General features: G+C 69.6%; 17 protein-coding genes. 4 read left to right on the top strand and 13 right to left on the bottom strand.

The window, feature by feature from the left end:
- Nucleotides 1-82: 82 nt before the first annotated feature.
- The 5 genes from trpA to IC614_RS08230 form a co-directional block, all read right to left on the bottom strand.
- On the bottom strand, nucleotides 83-871 hold the full coding sequence (gene trpA, locus IC614_RS08250; RefSeq protein WP_200970871.1) for a tryptophan synthase subunit alpha: 789 nt from the start codon (nucleotides 869-871) through the stop codon (nucleotides 83-85).
- On the bottom strand, nucleotides 868-2,040 hold the full coding sequence (gene trpB, locus IC614_RS08245) for a tryptophan synthase subunit beta (RefSeq protein ID WP_200970870.1): 1,173 nt from the start codon (nucleotides 2,038-2,040) through the stop codon (nucleotides 868-870). The genes trpA and trpB overlap by 4 nt, the downstream gene beginning before the upstream one ends.
- Nucleotides 2,034-3,440: a bifunctional indole-3-glycerol-phosphate synthase TrpC/phosphoribosylanthranilate isomerase TrpF gene (gene trpCF / locus IC614_RS08240; RefSeq protein ID WP_200970869.1), complete on the bottom strand. Its 1,407-nt coding sequence runs from the start codon at nucleotides 3,438-3,440 to the stop codon at nucleotides 2,034-2,036. Before trpCF ends, trpB begins: the two co-directional genes overlap by 7 nt.
- Nucleotides 3,433-4,476, bottom strand: coding sequence for an anthranilate phosphoribosyltransferase (trpD, locus tag IC614_RS08235; protein WP_200970868.1), 1,044 nt, complete (start codon nucleotides 4,474-4,476; stop codon nucleotides 3,433-3,435). The genes trpCF and trpD overlap by 8 nt, the downstream gene beginning before the upstream one ends.
- 88 nt (nucleotides 4,477-4,564) lie before the next feature.
- Nucleotides 4,565-4,702, bottom strand: a complete 138-nt coding sequence (locus IC614_RS08230; protein WP_200970867.1) for a hypothetical protein — start codon at nucleotides 4,700-4,702, stop codon at nucleotides 4,565-4,567.
- 327 nt (nucleotides 4,703-5,029) lie between these two features.
- On the opposite strand from IC614_RS08230, the gene aroF reads away from it, so the two are divergent.
- From aroF to IC614_RS08210, 4 genes are read left to right on the top strand one after another with little or no spacing between them, the layout of a single operon-like run.
- The gene (gene aroF, locus IC614_RS08225) at nucleotides 5,030-6,043 is read left to right on the top strand and encodes a 3-deoxy-7-phosphoheptulonate synthase (protein ID WP_200970866.1); all 1,014 of its coding nucleotides are present in this window, start codon (nucleotides 5,030-5,032) and stop codon (nucleotides 6,041-6,043) included.
- Nucleotides 6,040-7,545 (top strand): anthranilate synthase component 1, encoded by a 1,506-nt coding sequence (locus IC614_RS08220; protein WP_200970865.1) that lies wholly within the window; start codon nucleotides 6,040-6,042, stop codon nucleotides 7,543-7,545. The genes aroF and IC614_RS08220 overlap by 4 nt, the downstream gene beginning before the upstream one ends.
- Nucleotides 7,542-8,126 carry an anthranilate synthase component II gene (locus tag IC614_RS08215; protein WP_200970864.1) on the top strand — a complete coding sequence of 195 codons (585 nt, stop codon included), beginning with the start codon at nucleotides 7,542-7,544 and terminating at the stop codon, nucleotides 8,124-8,126. The genes IC614_RS08220 and IC614_RS08215 overlap by 4 nt, the downstream gene beginning before the upstream one ends.
- Nucleotides 8,123-8,905, top strand: a complete 783-nt coding sequence (locus tag IC614_RS08210; RefSeq protein WP_200970863.1) for an inositol monophosphatase family protein — start codon at nucleotides 8,123-8,125, stop codon at nucleotides 8,903-8,905. Before IC614_RS08215 ends, IC614_RS08210 begins: the two co-directional genes overlap by 4 nt.
- A 56-nt stretch (nucleotides 8,906-8,961) precedes the next feature.
- On the opposite strand, the gene hisIE is transcribed toward IC614_RS08210, so the two are convergent.
- From hisIE to IC614_RS08170, 8 genes are read right to left on the bottom strand one after another with little or no spacing between them, the layout of a single operon-like run.
- Nucleotides 8,962-9,594 carry a bifunctional phosphoribosyl-AMP cyclohydrolase/phosphoribosyl-ATP diphosphatase HisIE gene (gene hisIE, locus IC614_RS08205; RefSeq protein WP_200970862.1) on the bottom strand — a complete coding sequence of 211 codons (633 nt, stop codon included), beginning with the start codon at nucleotides 9,592-9,594 and terminating at the stop codon, nucleotides 8,962-8,964.
- Nucleotides 9,570-10,334, bottom strand: coding sequence for an imidazole glycerol phosphate synthase subunit HisF (hisF, locus tag IC614_RS08200; RefSeq protein WP_200970861.1), 765 nt, complete (start codon nucleotides 10,332-10,334; stop codon nucleotides 9,570-9,572). The genes hisIE and hisF overlap by 25 nt, the downstream gene beginning before the upstream one ends.
- Nucleotides 10,321-11,049: a 1-(5-phosphoribosyl)-5-[(5-phosphoribosylamino)methylideneamino]imidazole-4-carboxamide isomerase gene (locus IC614_RS08195; RefSeq protein WP_200970860.1), complete on the bottom strand. Its 729-nt coding sequence runs from the start codon at nucleotides 11,047-11,049 to the stop codon at nucleotides 10,321-10,323. The genes hisF and IC614_RS08195 overlap by 14 nt, the downstream gene beginning before the upstream one ends.
- A complete protein-coding gene (gene hisH / locus IC614_RS08190) occupies nucleotides 11,046-11,627 on the bottom strand; it encodes an imidazole glycerol phosphate synthase subunit HisH (RefSeq protein ID WP_200970859.1) in 582 nt (193 codons plus the stop codon). Before hisH ends, IC614_RS08195 begins: the two co-directional genes overlap by 4 nt.
- Nucleotides 11,624-13,279 carry a histidinol-phosphate transaminase gene (hisC, locus tag IC614_RS12340; RefSeq protein ID WP_226372607.1) on the bottom strand — a complete coding sequence of 552 codons (1,656 nt, stop codon included), beginning with the start codon at nucleotides 13,277-13,279 and terminating at the stop codon, nucleotides 11,624-11,626. The genes hisH and hisC overlap by 4 nt, the downstream gene beginning before the upstream one ends.
- Complete coding sequence (gene hisD / locus IC614_RS08180) at nucleotides 13,276-14,571, bottom strand: histidinol dehydrogenase (protein ID WP_200970858.1); 1,296 nt, start codon at nucleotides 14,569-14,571, stop codon at nucleotides 13,276-13,278. Before hisD ends, hisC begins: the two co-directional genes overlap by 4 nt.
- On the bottom strand, nucleotides 14,568-15,455 hold the full coding sequence (gene hisG, locus IC614_RS08175; protein ID WP_200970857.1) for an ATP phosphoribosyltransferase: 888 nt from the start codon (nucleotides 15,453-15,455) through the stop codon (nucleotides 14,568-14,570). The genes hisD and hisG overlap by 4 nt, the downstream gene beginning before the upstream one ends.
- Before the next feature lies 1 nt (nucleotide 15,456).
- Nucleotides 15,457-15,789 (bottom strand): YerC/YecD family TrpR-related protein, encoded by a 333-nt coding sequence (locus IC614_RS08170; RefSeq protein WP_200970856.1) that lies wholly within the window; start codon nucleotides 15,787-15,789, stop codon nucleotides 15,457-15,459.
- Nucleotides 15,790-15,808: the final 19 nt, after the last annotated feature.

Here is a 15,808-nt window from a genome sequence, read left to right as displayed (position 1 = left end):
AAGCTATCACATTTGGACAACGCCTGGCTGCGCCGGGTTTTCCATGACGCATGCGGCAAGGCTGCGACAATAGCCGAAGAATCTAGCGCGCCGTCATGGTCCGCGCGAATGCGGCGGCGGCGGCGCCGGGATCGTCCGGCGATTCAGCGATACGGGCGATGAGCGCCGAACCGCATATCACCCCCGCCGCGCCTTCCGACCGCGCGGCCGTGACATGATCGGGCCGCGACAGGCCGAAGCCGAGCACCGGCGGCGGCGCGCCCAGCGCCTCCAGGCGATCGAAGAGGGCGCGGTGGTTGAGTGCGATCGACTGCCCCGCTCCGGTCACGCCCGACCGCGCGACGCAATAGGTATAGCCGTCGCTGAGCCGCGCGATCTTTTCCAGCGTCCCGTCCGGCGTGTTCGGCGCGGCGATCAGGATGGGCGCGATGCCCTCCGCCCGCGCGGCGTCCGAGAAGGGCTCGGCTTCCGCCGCGGGAATGTCGGCGACGAGAACGCTGTCGACCCCCGCTTTGGCGGCGCGGCGATAGAAGTCCTCCTTGCCCCGGGCGAACAGGATGTTGGCGTAAGTCAGGATGCCGACCGGCACGTCGGGGTGGCGGGCCCTGAACCCCTTCAGCAGGTCGAGGCAGTCGCCGGGCCGGACGCCGCGCCGCAGCGCGCGGTCCGCCGCCGCCTGGATGACGGGCCCGTCGGCCACCGGATCGGAAAAGGGAATGCCGACCTCCAACATGTCGGCGCCGGATCGGGCGAGCGCGTCGAGGATCGCGGCGCTCGCGTCGAGATCGGGATCGCCGAGCATGACGAAGGCGCCGAAGGCGCAGCGCTCTTCGGCTGCCGCGCGGGCGAACATCGTGGCGTAACGGCTCATTGCGGCAGCTCCAAAAGGCGTTGCGCCTGTTCCATGTCCTTGTCGCCGCGCCCCGAAAGATTGACGACCAGGATCTGACCGCTCTTCTCCTCCGCCATCTTCAGGGCATGCGCCAAAGCATGGGCGGATTCGAAGGCGCAGATGATGCCTTCGCGCCGCGCGAGAAGGGAGAAGGCGTCGAGGGCCTCGGTATCGGTCGCGCCGACATAATCGGCCCTGCCGCTGGCCTTGAGATGGGCGTGCTCCGGGCCGACGGCGGGATAATCTAGGCCCGCCGACACCGACCAGCTGTCCGATATCTGCCCGTCCTCGTCCTGCAGGACATAGGTTTCCGCCCCGTGGAGGACGCCGACGCGCCCGCGCTGCAGGGTGGCGCCATGCTCCCCGCCGTGGAGGCCCTTGCCCGCCGCCTCGACGCCGATCAGGCGCACACCGGGATCGTCGACGAAATCGGTGAAAATGCCGATCGCGTTGGATCCGCCCCCGACGCTGGCGATCACCGCGTCGGGAAGGCGCCCTTCCTCCTTCAGGATCTGCGCCCGCGCTTCCGCCCCGATGATCCTCTGAAATTCGCGAACCATGAAGGGGAAGGGGTGCGGGCCCGCGACGGTTCCGAGCAGATAGTGGGTGTCGCCGAAACTCGCCGTCCAGTCGCGCAGCGCCTCGTTCACCGCATCCTTCAAGGTTTGCCCGCCCGCGGTGACCGGCACGACTTCCGCGCCCATCAATCGCATGCGGAAGACGTTCAGTTTCTGCCGTTCGACATCGTGCGCGCCCATGTAGATTCGGGTTTCCAGGCCGAACAGCGCGCCCGCCAGCGCCGTCGCCACGCCGTGCTGTCCGGCGCCGGTTTCCGCGATGATGCGGCTTTTGCCCATCCGCTTGGCGAGCAGCCCTTGCGCCAGCACCTGATTGGTCTTGTGCGCGCCGCCGTGGAGCAGGTCTTCGCGCTTCAGGTAGATGCGCGTTCCCTCTCCGCCCAAATTGCGGCACAGGGTGAGCGGCGTCGGCCGCCCGGCATAGGTGCAGAGCAGTCGCGACAATTCGGCCTGGAAGCCGGCATCCTCCCGCGCCGCGAGGAAGGCGGCTTCGAGCTCCTCCAGAGCGGGCATCAGGATTTCGGGCACATACATGCCACCGAACGCGCCGAAGCGGCCGGACATCAACATTGGTCTTCTCCTCGGGACGGAATGCGCAGCGCAGCGAACAAGGCGGTGAGCTTCGCGGGATCCTTGCGGCCCGGCGCCGCCTCGACGCCGGAACCGATATCGATCGCATAGGCGCCATAGCGCGCGGCCCGCCGGACATTGGCGGGCCGGATACCCCCGGCCAGCACGTCCCGCCCCAGGTCGCGGCCCTCCAGGTGCCGCCAATCGAACGGCATGCCGGTGCCGCCGGTGCGGACGCCGATCTGGGTATCGTAGAGCGTGCGGTCGAAACCCGGCCGGGGCCTCGGAAGGCTTCCCGCGACACCCGCCGCGCCCCACAATTCGACATGGCCGGGCAGCCGCTTTCGCAAGGCCTGCACATAGGCCTCGTCCTCGCCGCCATGAAGCTGCACGGCGGCGGCCTGCATGGCGTGCGCGGTTTCGGAAACGAAGCCGATATCGTGGTTCTGGAAGACGGCGACCGCCTCCGCGCCGCCTTCGCGCACCCGCCGCGCGATCCTTTCGCCGACGTTGCGGGATACCACGCGCGGGCTTCCCGTGGCGAGGATGATGCCGCCATAGGCCGCGCCCGCGATCGCCGCGGCGGTGGCATCGCGGGTGTTGGTGAGGCCGCAAATCTTGACCCGCCCAAATGCCAGTTCGCGTGCCGCCAAGCCGGGGTTCGGCGCCGCCATGAGGGACGATCCGACCAGGAAGGCGTCGCACAGGCCGCCAAGCCGCAGTGCGTCCGCGCGGTCTTCGATCCCGGATTCGGACACCACCAGCCGGTCGGCGGGAATGAGGGGGGCAAGCCGCTCGGTGACGGCAAGGTCGGTCGTCATCGATGTGAGATCGCGATTGTTGATCCCGATGATCCTCGCGCCGAGCGCGACCGCGCGCGCGACTTCCGCCTCGTCATGCGTTTCGACGAGAACGGACATGTTCAGCCGCGCCGCTTCGGCCATGATGGCCGCGGCTTCATCGTCGTCCAGCACCGACAGCATGGCGAGCACGGCATCGGCGCCGTTCAGCCGCGCCTCGACCACCTGGCGCGGGTCGATCACGAAATCCTTGGCGAGGATCGGGCCGGAAAAGACCGCGCGCACCGCCCGCAAGTCGTCGAGCGAGCCGCCGAAAAAAGGCGTGTCGGTGAGGACGCTGATCGCATCCGCCGCACCGGAATAAGCGCGCGCCATCGCGGCGGGATCGACCGCGTGCCGCAGGACGCCGCGCGAGGGGGAATGGCGCTTCACCTCCATGATGAAACGCGCGCCGGGCCGCGCCAGGGCCGCACCCAGATTCTTGGTTGTCGGCACCGCGCGGGCGCGCAGCGCCCCGATATCCGCCCCGCCGAGGCGCGCCGCCACGTCGATTGCCTTGCGCGCGACGATCTTGCCGAGCACCCCGCCGGGATCACGCATGCGTCGCCTCCGCAAAGGCCAGCAGGGTTTGGTAGGGCGCGCCGGAGGCGAGGGCGTCGGCGGCCAGGGCATAGCCCGAACGAAGGTCGAAGGCGACGCCCGCCGCCGCCAGCAACGCGCCGCAATTGAGGGCGACGATCCTTTTTTCGGCCTCGCCGCCGCCGCCCGACAGCAGGGCCTTCAGCCGGGCGGCATTCTCCTCCGGGCTTCCGCCCTCGACGGCGGCAAGCGGCGTTGGCTCCAGGCCGAGTTCCGCCGGATCGATGGTGAAGCATTCCGTCTTGCCGTCCGTCAGCCGGATCGCGTCGGACGGCCGGTGCAGCGCGACTTCGTCCATGCCCGCGCCGTGGACGACGAGCGCGGACCGCACGCCGAGCGCGGCGAGGGTCGCCGCCACCGGCTGCATCAGGCCGGGTTCGGACACGCCGAGCAATTGGACCGGCGGCCGGGCGGGATTGAGGCAGGGGCCGAGCGCGTTCATGATCGTCCGGCATTTGAGCCGGCGGCGAACCGGCGCGGCGTGGGCGAGGCCGGGATGGTAGAGCGGCGCCAGCAGGAAGCAGATGCCGGTTTCGTCGAGCGCGCGGCGGGAAACGGCGGGGCTGGGGTCGAGGCGGACGCCGAGCTGTTCCAGCACATCGGCCGATCCGCAGCGGGACGTGACGGAGCGGTTGCCATGCTTGACGATGGGAAGCCCAGCGCTGGCGGCAACGAAGGCGACCGCCGTCGACACGTTGATCGTGCCCGTGCCGTCCCCGCCCGTGCCACATGTATCGGCGAACAGGTAATCGGGCCGCTCGAACGGCAGGGCGGCATCGCGAAGCGCGCGGGCGGCGCCGATCAATTCCTCCGCCGTCTCGCCCTTGCGGCGCAGCGACACGAGCAGGGTTTCGATGTCGGCCTCGTCAAGCCGGCCCCCCGCGAGCGCCGCGAACAGCGTTTCGGCATCGTCCGCGGTGAGCGCCCGGCCGTCGCGAAGCCGGGCGAGGAGAGCGGAAACGGGCGCGGTCGGCAACGGCGCGGTGAGAGTTTGCATAGGAACCTCGGATGATGGCGATCAAAAACAAAAAGCCCGCCGGAAGGGCGGGCCTGGTCTTAGGAAAAGGACGCTTGGAAAGTCGTCTTCACCATCGATGCAGGGCGGCCGCCGCGGGGGATGCATCCCACCACCAGAGCCAAGCCTGCGATGCCGCGCGCGCGCAAAGCCCCGCAGCCGGAAGATCGGCCGGGACGGTGCCGGAAAGGGATTGCGCAAAAGGCATGGCCGCGTACCTCACAGTTTCGCGCCGCGCCGTCAAGCGCCTTGTTCGTGTCTTTTTCCTTCGATCGAAAACCGGCTTGACGCGCGGGCGATGCCCTGACAGCCTTAAGGGCATGACAGCAATGGGCGCCTTTCTGAGCTTCGCCGCGGCCTCCGCCGCCGGGCTCCGCGCGCCCGTCATCTGGTGGCGCTGGCGGTCCGCATCCGCCCCCGGCGCGCCGTTGTGACGCGGTCTTCCCGCTAAAGGGAGACCCTTCTTTTTCACAGCATGGCCCGCCCCTCCGGCGGGCTTTTTTTCGTTCTCACCACCTTATCGAAAGCCTCGACAATGATCATCGTCCTGAAGCCCGGCGCGTCGCCCGAAGCCGCGCAAAACATCCTCGCCCGCATCGCGGATGCGGGCCTCAAGCCCTTGCACATGCCGGGCAGCGAGCGCGTCGTTCTCGGCGCGCTCGGCGACGAGCGGGTGCTTGCCGGGCTCAGCCTGGAAGGCGACCCGTCGGTGGAATCGGTGAAGCCGGTGCTCGCGCCCTACAAGCTCGCGAGCCGGGAGCTTCATCCCTACGACACCATCGTGCGGATCGGCGGCGTCGCGTTCGGGGGCGCCGCCTTCCGCGTGATCGCCGGCCCCTGCGCCGTCGAAAGCCGCGAGCAGCTCCGCAACAGCGCCGCCGCCGTCCAGCGTTCCGGCGCCTGCGCCTTGCGCGCCGGGGCCTACAAGCCGCGCACCAGCCCTTACGGCTTTAGCGGCCACGGCCCCGAGGGGCTTCAGATTCTGCGCGACATCGGCGACGAAACGGGGCTGCCCGTCGTCACCGAAATCATGGACACCGCCGATCTCGATCTTGTCGCCGAAAAGGCCGACGCGCTCCAGATCGGGGCGCGCAACATGCAGAATTTCGCCTTGCTGCGGGCGGTCGGCAAATCGGGCAAGCCGGTGGTGCTGAAACGCGGCATGTCCGCGCGGATCGAGGAGCTTCTGCTCGCCGCCGAATATCTGCTCGCGGCCGGCAACGATCAGGTGATCCTGTGCGAACGCGGCATCCGCACCTTCGAAACCGCGACCCGCAACACGCTGGACCTGAACGCCATTCCCTATCTCAAGCAGCGCAGCCACCTGCCGGTGCTGGTCGATCCGTCGCATGGGACCGGCATCCGCGACCTCGTCACCCCGATGGCGCTCGCCGCCGCCGCGTGCGGCGCGGACGGCATCCTGGTCGAGGTCCATGAAAATCCCGCCGCCGCGCTCTCGGACGGGGCGCAATCGCTCTACCCGGATCAATTTCAGGCGCTGATGGACAGCCTGGCCCCCATCGTGCGCGCCGTCGGCAGGCAATTGTGACGGGATTGGAGGCGCGCCTCTTTCAGCGCACGCTGGCGGCCAGCCCCGACCGGCTGGCGCTCTACGCCGCGCTCACCGATGGCGGGCGCCGCCGCGATACGATGCTGTTCGAGCGCACCGAGGGGCCAAGCCTGCTGATGGACAAGGCGGCGCTCAGGATCGAATGCCGGGGCGAGTCCGCCGCGCTGACGGCGCTGTCGCCGGGCGGCATGGCGGTGCTCGACGCGCTCCGCGAAACCGCCGGCGCGGTCCGGAATGGCGACCGGCTGACGATCCATTTTCCCCGGACCGCCGCCGTCGATGCGGAGGAGCGCCTCCTCGCCCCCAATCCGTTCGATGCCCTGCGCCGCCTCCTCGCGATTCGGACCGGGCTGGAGGAGGAGGCGTTCGCGCCCGCTCTCCTCGGCGTCGTCGCCTTCGATCATGCCGATTTCCTGGAAGACCTCCCCCGCGGGCAGGACGATCCGCTGGATTTCCCCGACTACATCTTCTGGCTCGCCGAAAGCCTGATCGTCTTCCGGCCCGGCGCGAAGCCATTGCTGCTCTGCGCCGCGTTCGGCGCGGACGAGCGGCTCCACAACGACGCGGCGGAGCGGCTGTCGGCCCTCGTCGAACGATGCGCGCATGTTCCCGCCTTGCCAGCCCTTCCGGAGAATAGGGTCGCGACGCCGGTCGAGGTCGATCTCGACGACCGGGATTATGGCGCGGTGGTGGAGCGGATGCAGGCGCATATCGCGCGGGGCGACATCTACCAGGTCGTGCCCTCGCGCACATTCCGCGCCGCCTGCGCCGACCCGCTTCTCGCCTATGCCGCGCTCCGCGATTTGGACCCCAGCCCCTATCGCTTCTTCGTGGCGGCGCCCGATCACATCCTGTTCGGCGCGTCGCCCGAAACCTCCGTCCGCGTCCATCGCGGGGCCGCTGGCGCCACGGTCGAGGTGAAGCCGATCGCGGGAACGCGGCCGCGCGGCGCGACGCCCGACGCGGACGACCGCCTGGAGGCCGCCATGCGGCTCGACGCGAAGGAGCTTGCCGAACATATGATGCTCGTCGATCTCGCCCGCAACGACGTGGCCCGGGTCAGCGCGCCGGGCACCCGCCGCGTTGCGCGGCTGATGACGGTCGAACGTTATGCCCGGGTCATGCATCTCGTGTCCTCGGTGACCGGAACGTTGCGCCCCGGTCTCGACGCCCTCCACGCGCTTCAGGCCTGCCTCAACGTCGGCACGCTGACCGGGGCGCCCAAGATCAGGGCGACCCAGCTTCTGCGGCAGGCCGAGCGCACGAAGCGCGGCCCTTATGGCGGCGCGGTCGGCTGGATCGACGGGCGGGGCGGGATGGACACCGGCGTCGTGATCCGCTCCGCCGTCGTGAAGGACGGCATCGCCTTCGTCCGGGCGGGCGCAGGGGTAGTCCAGGAGTCCGATCCCGCGCGCGAAGCGGACGAGACGCGCCGGAAGGCCTCCGCCTTGCTCTCCGTGCTGGAAGGGGCGGGGTCATGAAAAGCATCCTCCTCATCGACAATCTCGACAGCTTCACCTTCAACCTGGTCGAGGCCTTTCACCGCCTCGGCGCCACGGTTCGCGTGCTGCGGAACAATGTCGCGCCGGGCGAGGCCTTCGCCCTTGCCGGGCAACGCGAGGCCCTGATCGTCCTGTCCCCCGGCCCCGGAGCTCCGGAGGATGCGGGTTGCTGCCTCGACCTCATCCGGATGGCGAAGGAGCGCATTCCGCTTCTCGGCATCTGCCTTGGCCATCAGGCCATCGTCCTGGAAGCGGGGGGCACGGTGGCGCGCGCGCCGCTGGCCGTTCACGGCAAGGCTTCGCTGCTCCATCATGACGGCGCCGGGCCGTTCGCGGGCATCGGCGGCCCGGTGGCGGCGGGGCGCTATCACTCGCTCTGCACGCGGGACATTCCGCCGCGCTTCCGCGTCCATGCGGAAATCGACGGCATGGCGATGGCGATCACGGACCGGAACGCGCTTCAGACCGGCCTCCAATTTCATCCGGAATCGATTCTGACCGAAGCGGGCGATACAATGCTTGCCAACATCCTCGCCGATGCCGCACCAGCGGGGTCATGAGCCTTGCCCCGGACCTGATCGACTTCGCCCACACATTGGCGGACGCCGCCCGCGCCGAAACCCTCGGCCGCTTCCGCCAGGCGGTGGAGACCGCCAACAAGGATGAAGGCGGCGGCTTCGATCCGGTGACGGAAGCCGACCGTGCCGCCGAACGGGCGATGCGGGCCCTGATCGAACGGCATCATCCCGGCCACGGCGTGAAGGGGGAAGAGTTTCCGGAGCGCCCCTCGGCCGGGCGGTATGCCTGGGGCCTCGACCCGATCGACGGCACCCGCGCCTTCATCTGCGGCCTGCCGAGCTGGGTGACATTGATCGCCCTTCTCGAGGATGACCGGCCGGTGGCCGGGATCATCGACGCTCCCGCGCTTGGCGAGCGTTATTCCGGCCTGTCGGACGAAGCGCATCTCGACGCGCCCGGCCGCCGCCCCATTCGCACCAGCGGGTGCCGGTCGCTGGGCGACGCGCGCCTGTCGACGACCGATCCCTTCCTGTTCGTCGGGGACGAAGAGGCGCGTTTCGCCAGGCTTCGCGGCGCGGCGCGCACGGTCCGCTATGGCCTCGACGGCTACGCCTATGCGCGCCTGGCGGCCGGCAGCATCGATCTCGTCGCCGAATCGGGGCTCAAGCCCTATGATTATGAAGCGCTGATTCCGGTCGTCCGCGCCGCCGGGGGCGTGATCGGCGACTGGCAGGGCGGGGACGATTTCGGCGCCGGCCGCGTCCTTGCCGCCGCGACTCCGTGGCTTTTCGAAGAGGCGGTGGACATCCTCAACCGCTAGCCCCCGTGCCGCTAGCCCCCGTGCCGCTAGCCCCCGTGCCGCTAGCCCCCGTGCCGCTAGCCCTCGTGCCGCTCGCGCAGGGCTGCCACGACATCGGGCCAGCCAAATCCCCGCGCCTCCAACAGCACCGTCAGGTGATAGATAAGGTCCGCCGTCTCCTCGACGCAGCCCTCCGCGTCCCGCGTCACCGCCGCCAGCGCGACCTCCACGCCTTCCTCGCCGACCTTCTGCGCGATCCTGGCAATGCCCTCGCTCAAGAGCCGCGCGGTATAGCTCTCCCCCGCATCCGCGGCTGCGCGCTCTCGCACGATGCCGCTTAAGCGGTCGAGCCAGGCGATCCCGCCCGCCTCGGTCGCAAAGCAGCTGCCGGTGCCGAGATGACAGGTCGGCCCTTCCGGCCGCGCCGCGATGAGGAGGGCGTCGCCGTCGCAATCGGCCTGAACGGAAACCAGCGAAAGACGGTTGCCGCTCGTCTCCCCTTTCCGCCAGATCCGCTCTTTGGACCGGCTGTAGAAAGTCACGAAGCCCGATTCCAGCGTCGCGTCCAGCGCCTCGGCGTTCATATAGCCGACCATCAGCACCTGCCCGGTCCAGGCATGCTGCACCACGGCCGGGATCAGGCCCCCCATCTTGTCCCAGGCGAGGCTGGATGCGTCCCGGGGCGTCATCGCCGCACTTCCATCCCGCATGCGCCGAGATACTCCTTCAAATCCTGAATGCCGATCAGCCGGTCGTGGAACACGGTCGCGGCGAGGGCCCCGCTCGCGCCCGCTTCGAACGCGTCGCGAAAATGGTCGGGCGCGCCCGCGCCGCCCGATGCGATCACCGGCACGGTCGTCGCCGCGATCACCGCCTTCGTATGCGCGATGTCATAGCCGGTCCGAACGCCGTCCTCGGCGATGCAGTTGAGCACGATCTCGCCCGCGCCCCGCTCCGTCGCCTCGCGCACCCAGTCGAGGGTGCCGCGCCCGGCGTCCCGGGTGGTCGCCACGTCGCCGGTATATTGCTTCACGACATAATCCCCCTCGCGGCGCAGGCTGTCGATCCCCAGCACGACGCACTGGCTGCCGAAATCGCGGGCGAGGGTGGAAATCAGCGCCGGGCGTTCGAGCGCGGGGGAGTTGATCGACACCTTGTCGGCGCCCGCGTCGAGGCAACGGGCGGCGTCGTCCCGCGACCGGATGCCTCCGGCGACGGCGAACGGAATGTCGATCACCCGCGCAATCCTGCGCACCCAGGACGGATCGAGGCTGCGTCCCTCGGCGCTCGCGGTGATGTCGTAAAAAACCAGCTCGTCGGCGCCCTCGGCCGCATAACGCTCCGCATGCTCGACGATGTCGCCGACGTCGCGATGGTCGCGGAAGCGGATGCCCTTCACCACCCGCCCGTCGCGGACGTCGAGGCAGGGGATGATCCTACGCGCCGGCAACGGACACCGCCTCCGCTAAATCGATCCGCCCTTCCCACAACGCCTTGCCGACGATCGCGCCGGCGGCGCCGGTTCTCGCCAGCGTCCGCACATCCTCGATCCCCGACACGCCGCCCGACGCTTGAACCGAGAGGCCCGGGAAACGCGCGACGATTTCGGCGATCAGCAAGGCGTTCGGCCCGCTCATCATGCCGTCGCGCCCGATGTCGGTGACGAGCAGGTGGCGCGCGGCGGGATAGAGGGCGCACACGTCCCACAGGCTCACCCCCGACGCCTCGGTCCAGCCCGCCACCGCCGCGACCGGCACGCCGTCGACGATATTGACGTCGACCGCCAGCGTGATCCGGTCCGGGCCGAACCGGTCGATCAGGTCGCGGACCGTGTCGGGCTGCTTCACCGCCAGGCTGCCGATGACGACGCGCGCGGCGCCCGCGTCGATCGCCCGCCGCACCTGATCGGCCGTCCGGAACCCGCCCGCTACCTGCAGGCGCAGCGGGGCGGTCGCGGCGAGCTGGAGAAGAAGCGCGTGCTGGCTGGGGCCGCCGTCGCGCGCGCCGTCCAGGTCGACGACATGCGCCCATCCCGCGCCGCCGTCCGCGAAGCGGCGAAGCGCCTCCCCGGGATCGCCGGAATAAGTGGTGGCATCGTCGAACCGGCCTTGGGCGAGGCGGACGCAGCGGCCGCCCATCAGGTCCATTGCGGGATAGAGGATCATGGGTCGAGAAATGCCTTCAGGAAACGGGCGCCCGCGTCGCCGCTGCGCTCCGGATGGAATTGCGCGCCCACGAAATTGTCCTTGCGCACCGCCGCCGGGATGGCCCGCCCGTGGACGGCGGTCGCGACGCTGTGGGGTCCGTCGGTGCAGGCATAACTGTGTGCGAAATAAACATAATCGCCGGTTTTGAGGCCGGTGCCGGGATCCGACACGTCGAGGCGGCTCCACCCCATGTGCGGGACGGGGCGGCCGGGCGCGGGCTCCAGCTTCGTCACCCGCCCGGGGATGATGCCCAGGCAATGGACCCCCGCTTCCTCGGACGCTTCGAACATGAGCTGCATGCCAAGGCAGATGCCGAGCACCGGCTGCTTCAACCCGCGCAGCACGAAGAACAGGCCGCGCCAGCGTATCTGCTCCATCGCATGGCCCGCCGCGCCGACGCCGGGCAGGATCACCCGGTCCGCCGACTGGATGGTCGCGGCGTCGCTGCTGACGATGGGATCGAGGCCCAGCCGTTCGAAGGCGATGCTGATGGCGCCGATATTGCCGCAGCCGATGTCGACGATGGCGAGCTTCACAGCATCCCCTTCGTGCTGGGCAGGGCGTCTCCCTGCCGGGCGATCGCCTGGCGAAGCGCGCGGCCGAATGCCTTGAAACAGGCTTCGGTCTTGTGATGATCGTTGTCGCCCGCGACGCGGACATGGATCGCCGCCCCCAGACCGTCGGCCAGCGACCGGAAGACGTGCCGGGTCATTTCGGTCGGATAATCGCCGATCTGGCTGGCCTCGAAACGGCCCTCGAACAGGGCATAGGGGCGGCCCGACAGGTCGATCAGAACATGGGCTTCGGCTTCGTCCATCGGCAGCGAAAAGCCGAAGCGGCCGATGCCGCGCCGGTCGCCCAATGCCTGCGACAAAGCGGTGCCGAGCGCGATGGCGCAATCCTCCACGCTGTGATGCGCGTCGATCTCCAGGTCGCCCTGGCAGGAAAGGACGAGAGAGAAGCCGCCATGGGCCGCGACTTGGTCGAGCATGTGATCGTAAAACGGAATCCCGGTGGCGATCCGGCGCGGACCCTCCTTGTCGAGATCGACGGCGACGGCGATCCGCGTTTCCTTGGTGTCGCGCACCACGTCCGCCCGGCGTGCCGCGCCGTTCGCGCGCGAAACGCCGAAGGCCGCGAGCGCGGCTTCGTTCTCCGCGTCCGTGCCGATCGTCAGCCGCACGCCGCCGGGCGCCGCATTGGGACGGAAGCGGACGCGGATGCCCAATCCGCGCAGCTTGGCCGCCAGTCCGTCCGGATCCTCCACTTCGAGGAACAGGAAATTGCCGCCGCCGGTGCGGACGTTCGTCACGATCGGCGACGATGGGAGCAGCCCCGCAAGCCGCTCCCGGTCCGCCTTCAGCCGCGCGATCCGCTCGTCCTGCACCGGGCGGCGCGAGGGGGAGAGGGCGGCGAGCGCCGCGTCGATTGACGGCACCGGCAGCGGATAGGGCGGAAGCGCGCGGCTGACGAGGCCGATCAATTCCGGGGTGCCGATCGCGCAGCCGACACGCGCGCCGGCAAGGCCGTATGCCTTGGAAAGCGTGCGCAGGACGACGAGATTGTCGCGCCCGGCGGCTTCCCCGGCGAGGCTCGCGGCCTCGGAAAATTCGATATAGGCCTCGTCCACGACCAGGATGGTGCCGGGCAGGGCGTCGGCGGCGCGGAGAATGTCCCGCGCGGGCACAAGGTTGCCGGTCGGATTGTTCGGCGTGCAGAGGAAGGCGAGCTTCAGATTCTCCTCGCCCGACACGGCGGCGATGAACGCCCCCGCATCGAAATCGAAATTTTCGTCCAGCTTTATTTCCAGGACGCGAGCGCCCTGCAGCCGCGCGAATTGCGCGTAGGCGGAAAAGGTCGGCGTGCAGATCGACACCGCGTCGCCCGCCCCGCAGAAGGTGCGGATCAGGATGTCGATCGCGTCGTCCGCGCCCCGCGTCACGACCAGATTGTCCGGGGCCACGCCGTAGAGCGCCGCCATCGTCCCGCGCAGCGCGGCGGGCTGCGGCTCGGGATAGCGGTTGAGACCGGCGGCGAGCGCCCCCGGCACAAGGGGCGCAAAGGGGCTTTCATTGGCGTCGAGCTTGATCGCGTCCGCCGCGAACAGCGCATTCGCACCCGCCGCGATGTCGGCGGGCGGCAAGCGGAGGATTTCGGGGCGGGCGAGCCGCGTGGGAAGGCCGGTCATGCCGCCATCTCCCCGCGCAAGTCGGCGGCGCGGGCATGGGCCTCCAGCCCCTCGAGCCGCGCCAAAGCAGCGGCGGGCGCGGCGAGGGCGCGGGCCGCCTCCGGCGCGACGTCCTGGACCGTCATCGCCTTCAGGAAGGAATGAACCGACACGCCGCTCCACGCCCGCGCCGCGCCGTCGGTCGGAAGCACATGGCTCGACCCCGCCAGATAGTCGCCGAACGTCTCGGCCGCGCCATGCCCGGCAAAGATCGCCCCGGCATTGACAATCCCGGGGATCAGCGCGCCCGGGTCGTCGACGGCGAGCGAGAGATGCTCGGGCGCATAGAGGTTGGCGACCGCCACCGCGGTGTCGAGGTCCGGCGTCACGATGATGCGCGCATTCGCGAGGGACGCCGCCGTGATGGCGGCGCGCGGAAGGGAAGCGGCCGCCGCGCCGATGTCGCGCTCGACCGCGCGCGCCAGCGGCTCCGACGGCGTCACCAGGATCACCTGGGCGGATGGATCGTGCTCGGCCTGGCTCAACAGGTCGGCGATGACCAGCCTAGGATCGGCGCTGTCGTCGGCGATGACGAGAAGCTCGCTCGGCCCCGCGGGCATGTCAATGGCCGGGCCGCCCGGCAAGGAGGCGGCATAGGTCTTGGCTTCGGCGACCCAGCCATTGCCCGGTCCGCAAATCTTCGCAACGCGCGGAATGCCCCCCGCGCCGAACGCCAGCGCGGCGATCGCCTGCGCACCGCCGACCGTCCAGATCGACTCGATCCCGGCATATTCGGCGGCGAGGGCGATGAGCGGATCGAGGCTGCCGTCGGGGCGCGGCGGCGTGACTGCGACGATCTCCCGCACGCCGGCCGCGCGCGCCGGGATCGCCAGCATCAAGAGCGTGGAAAAGAGCGGCGTCCGCCCGCCGGGCACGTAGAGGCCGACGCGCTCGATCGGCCGCCAGACTTTGCGCACCGTCAGCCCGGGCATCGTTTCCACGGCATGTTCGGCGGGAAGGCTGCCCGCGTGAAATGCTTCGATATTGCGCGCGGCAAGGGCGATGGCGTCGCGCTGCCCGGGGTCGAGCCTGCGCCGCGCTTCCCCGGCGGCAGCCGCGACCGCAACCGGCCGGGGTTCGGCGCCGTCGATCCGCAACGCCTGTTCGGCCAAACCCTGCCAGCCCCGCGCGCGCACGTCGTCGACGATGGCGCGAACCGCCGCCTGCAACGCGGGATCGCTCCGTTGCGCGGGCCGGGACAGCGCATCGCGCCGCGCCTCGGCGCTAAGGTCGGTCCAAACCAGCCTCTTCACAGCATCATCTTTTCGATCGGCATGACGAGGATCGCCGACGCGCCTGCGCCCTTCAGATTCTGCAGCGTCTCCCAGAACACCGATTCCTGGCAGACCGCCTGGACGGCGAAATGGCCGGGGCGGCCGTGCAGCGGGATAATCGTCGGGCTGTCCGCGCCCGGCAGGATTTCCGCGATCCGCGCCAGCGCCTCTTCCGGCGCGTTGAGGACGATATATTTGGATTCCTGCGTGGCGAGCACGCCTCCGATCCGGCGCAGCAATTTCTCCGACGCGTCCGCTTTGTCCGGCGCGCCGGGTTTCAGGCTCCGGATCAGCACCGCTTCGCTGTCCAGCACGGTTTCGACGGCGCGCAGGCCGTTCGCTTCCAGCGTCGCGCCGGTCGACACCAGGTCGCAGATGAAGGCGGCGATCTGGAGCCGGGGCGCAAGCTCGACCGCGCCGTTCATCTTGACGATGGTTGCGTCGATCCCATGCCTGTCGAGAAAGGCGCGGAGGAGGCGGGGATAGGAGGTGGCGATCCTTTGCCCGGCCAGCGCGCGCGGCCCTTCGTAGGTCGCGCGTTCCGGCGCCGCGATCTTCAGGCTGCAGCGGCCGAAACCGAGCGGGGCGACGATCTCGAACCGCGCCGCCGCCTCGCCGAGCGCGAATTCCTCCAGCACGTTGCGGCCGACGATGCCGAACTCGCACACGCCGTCGCTGACGAAGGTCGGAATGTCGTCGTCGCGCATGAACATGAGGTCGATCGGGAAATTCTCGGCCCGCGCGGTGAGGTCGTTCTTGCCGTGCAGGATGCGGAGGCCCGCGTCGCGCAGGAGATCCCGGCTGTAATCGGACAAGCGCCCGGATTTCTGGAGCGCCATGTGGAGGCGCGCTGGCTCGCTCATCCTATTTCGCCAGCCGGTCGAGCGCGGTGCGATAGCCGAGATGCGGCTCCTGCCGCAGGAAGCGCGCGACCCGGACGATCGTCGTGGTGCTGACGCCCGTGATGTCGTGAATGTCGCGATAGGAAATGTCCGTCCCGTCGAGCAGCCGCGCCACCTGCCACCGCTCCGCCAGGGCCTTGACCTCCGCCGGCGTGCAGAGATCGGCGAGCAGGGCCGCCATTTCCTTCGTGTCGCGCGGCGTCAAAAGCGCCCGGTAAAGATCCTCCATCCGGTCCCCGGATATGGCCGCATCGGCCGGGGGCTGGGCTTCGGGCGTGTTACATCGTTCTATCATGATGTAACAAATAACGGCA

Origin of the sequence: Sphingosinicella flava, from assembly GCF_016025255.1 — a bacterium.
Taxonomy (GTDB): Bacteria; Pseudomonadota; Alphaproteobacteria; order Sphingomonadales; family Sphingomonadaceae; genus Allosphingosinicella; species Allosphingosinicella flava.
Note: the sequence above shows the minus strand (reverse complement) of the source record. Positions and strands in the feature narration are given on the sequence as shown.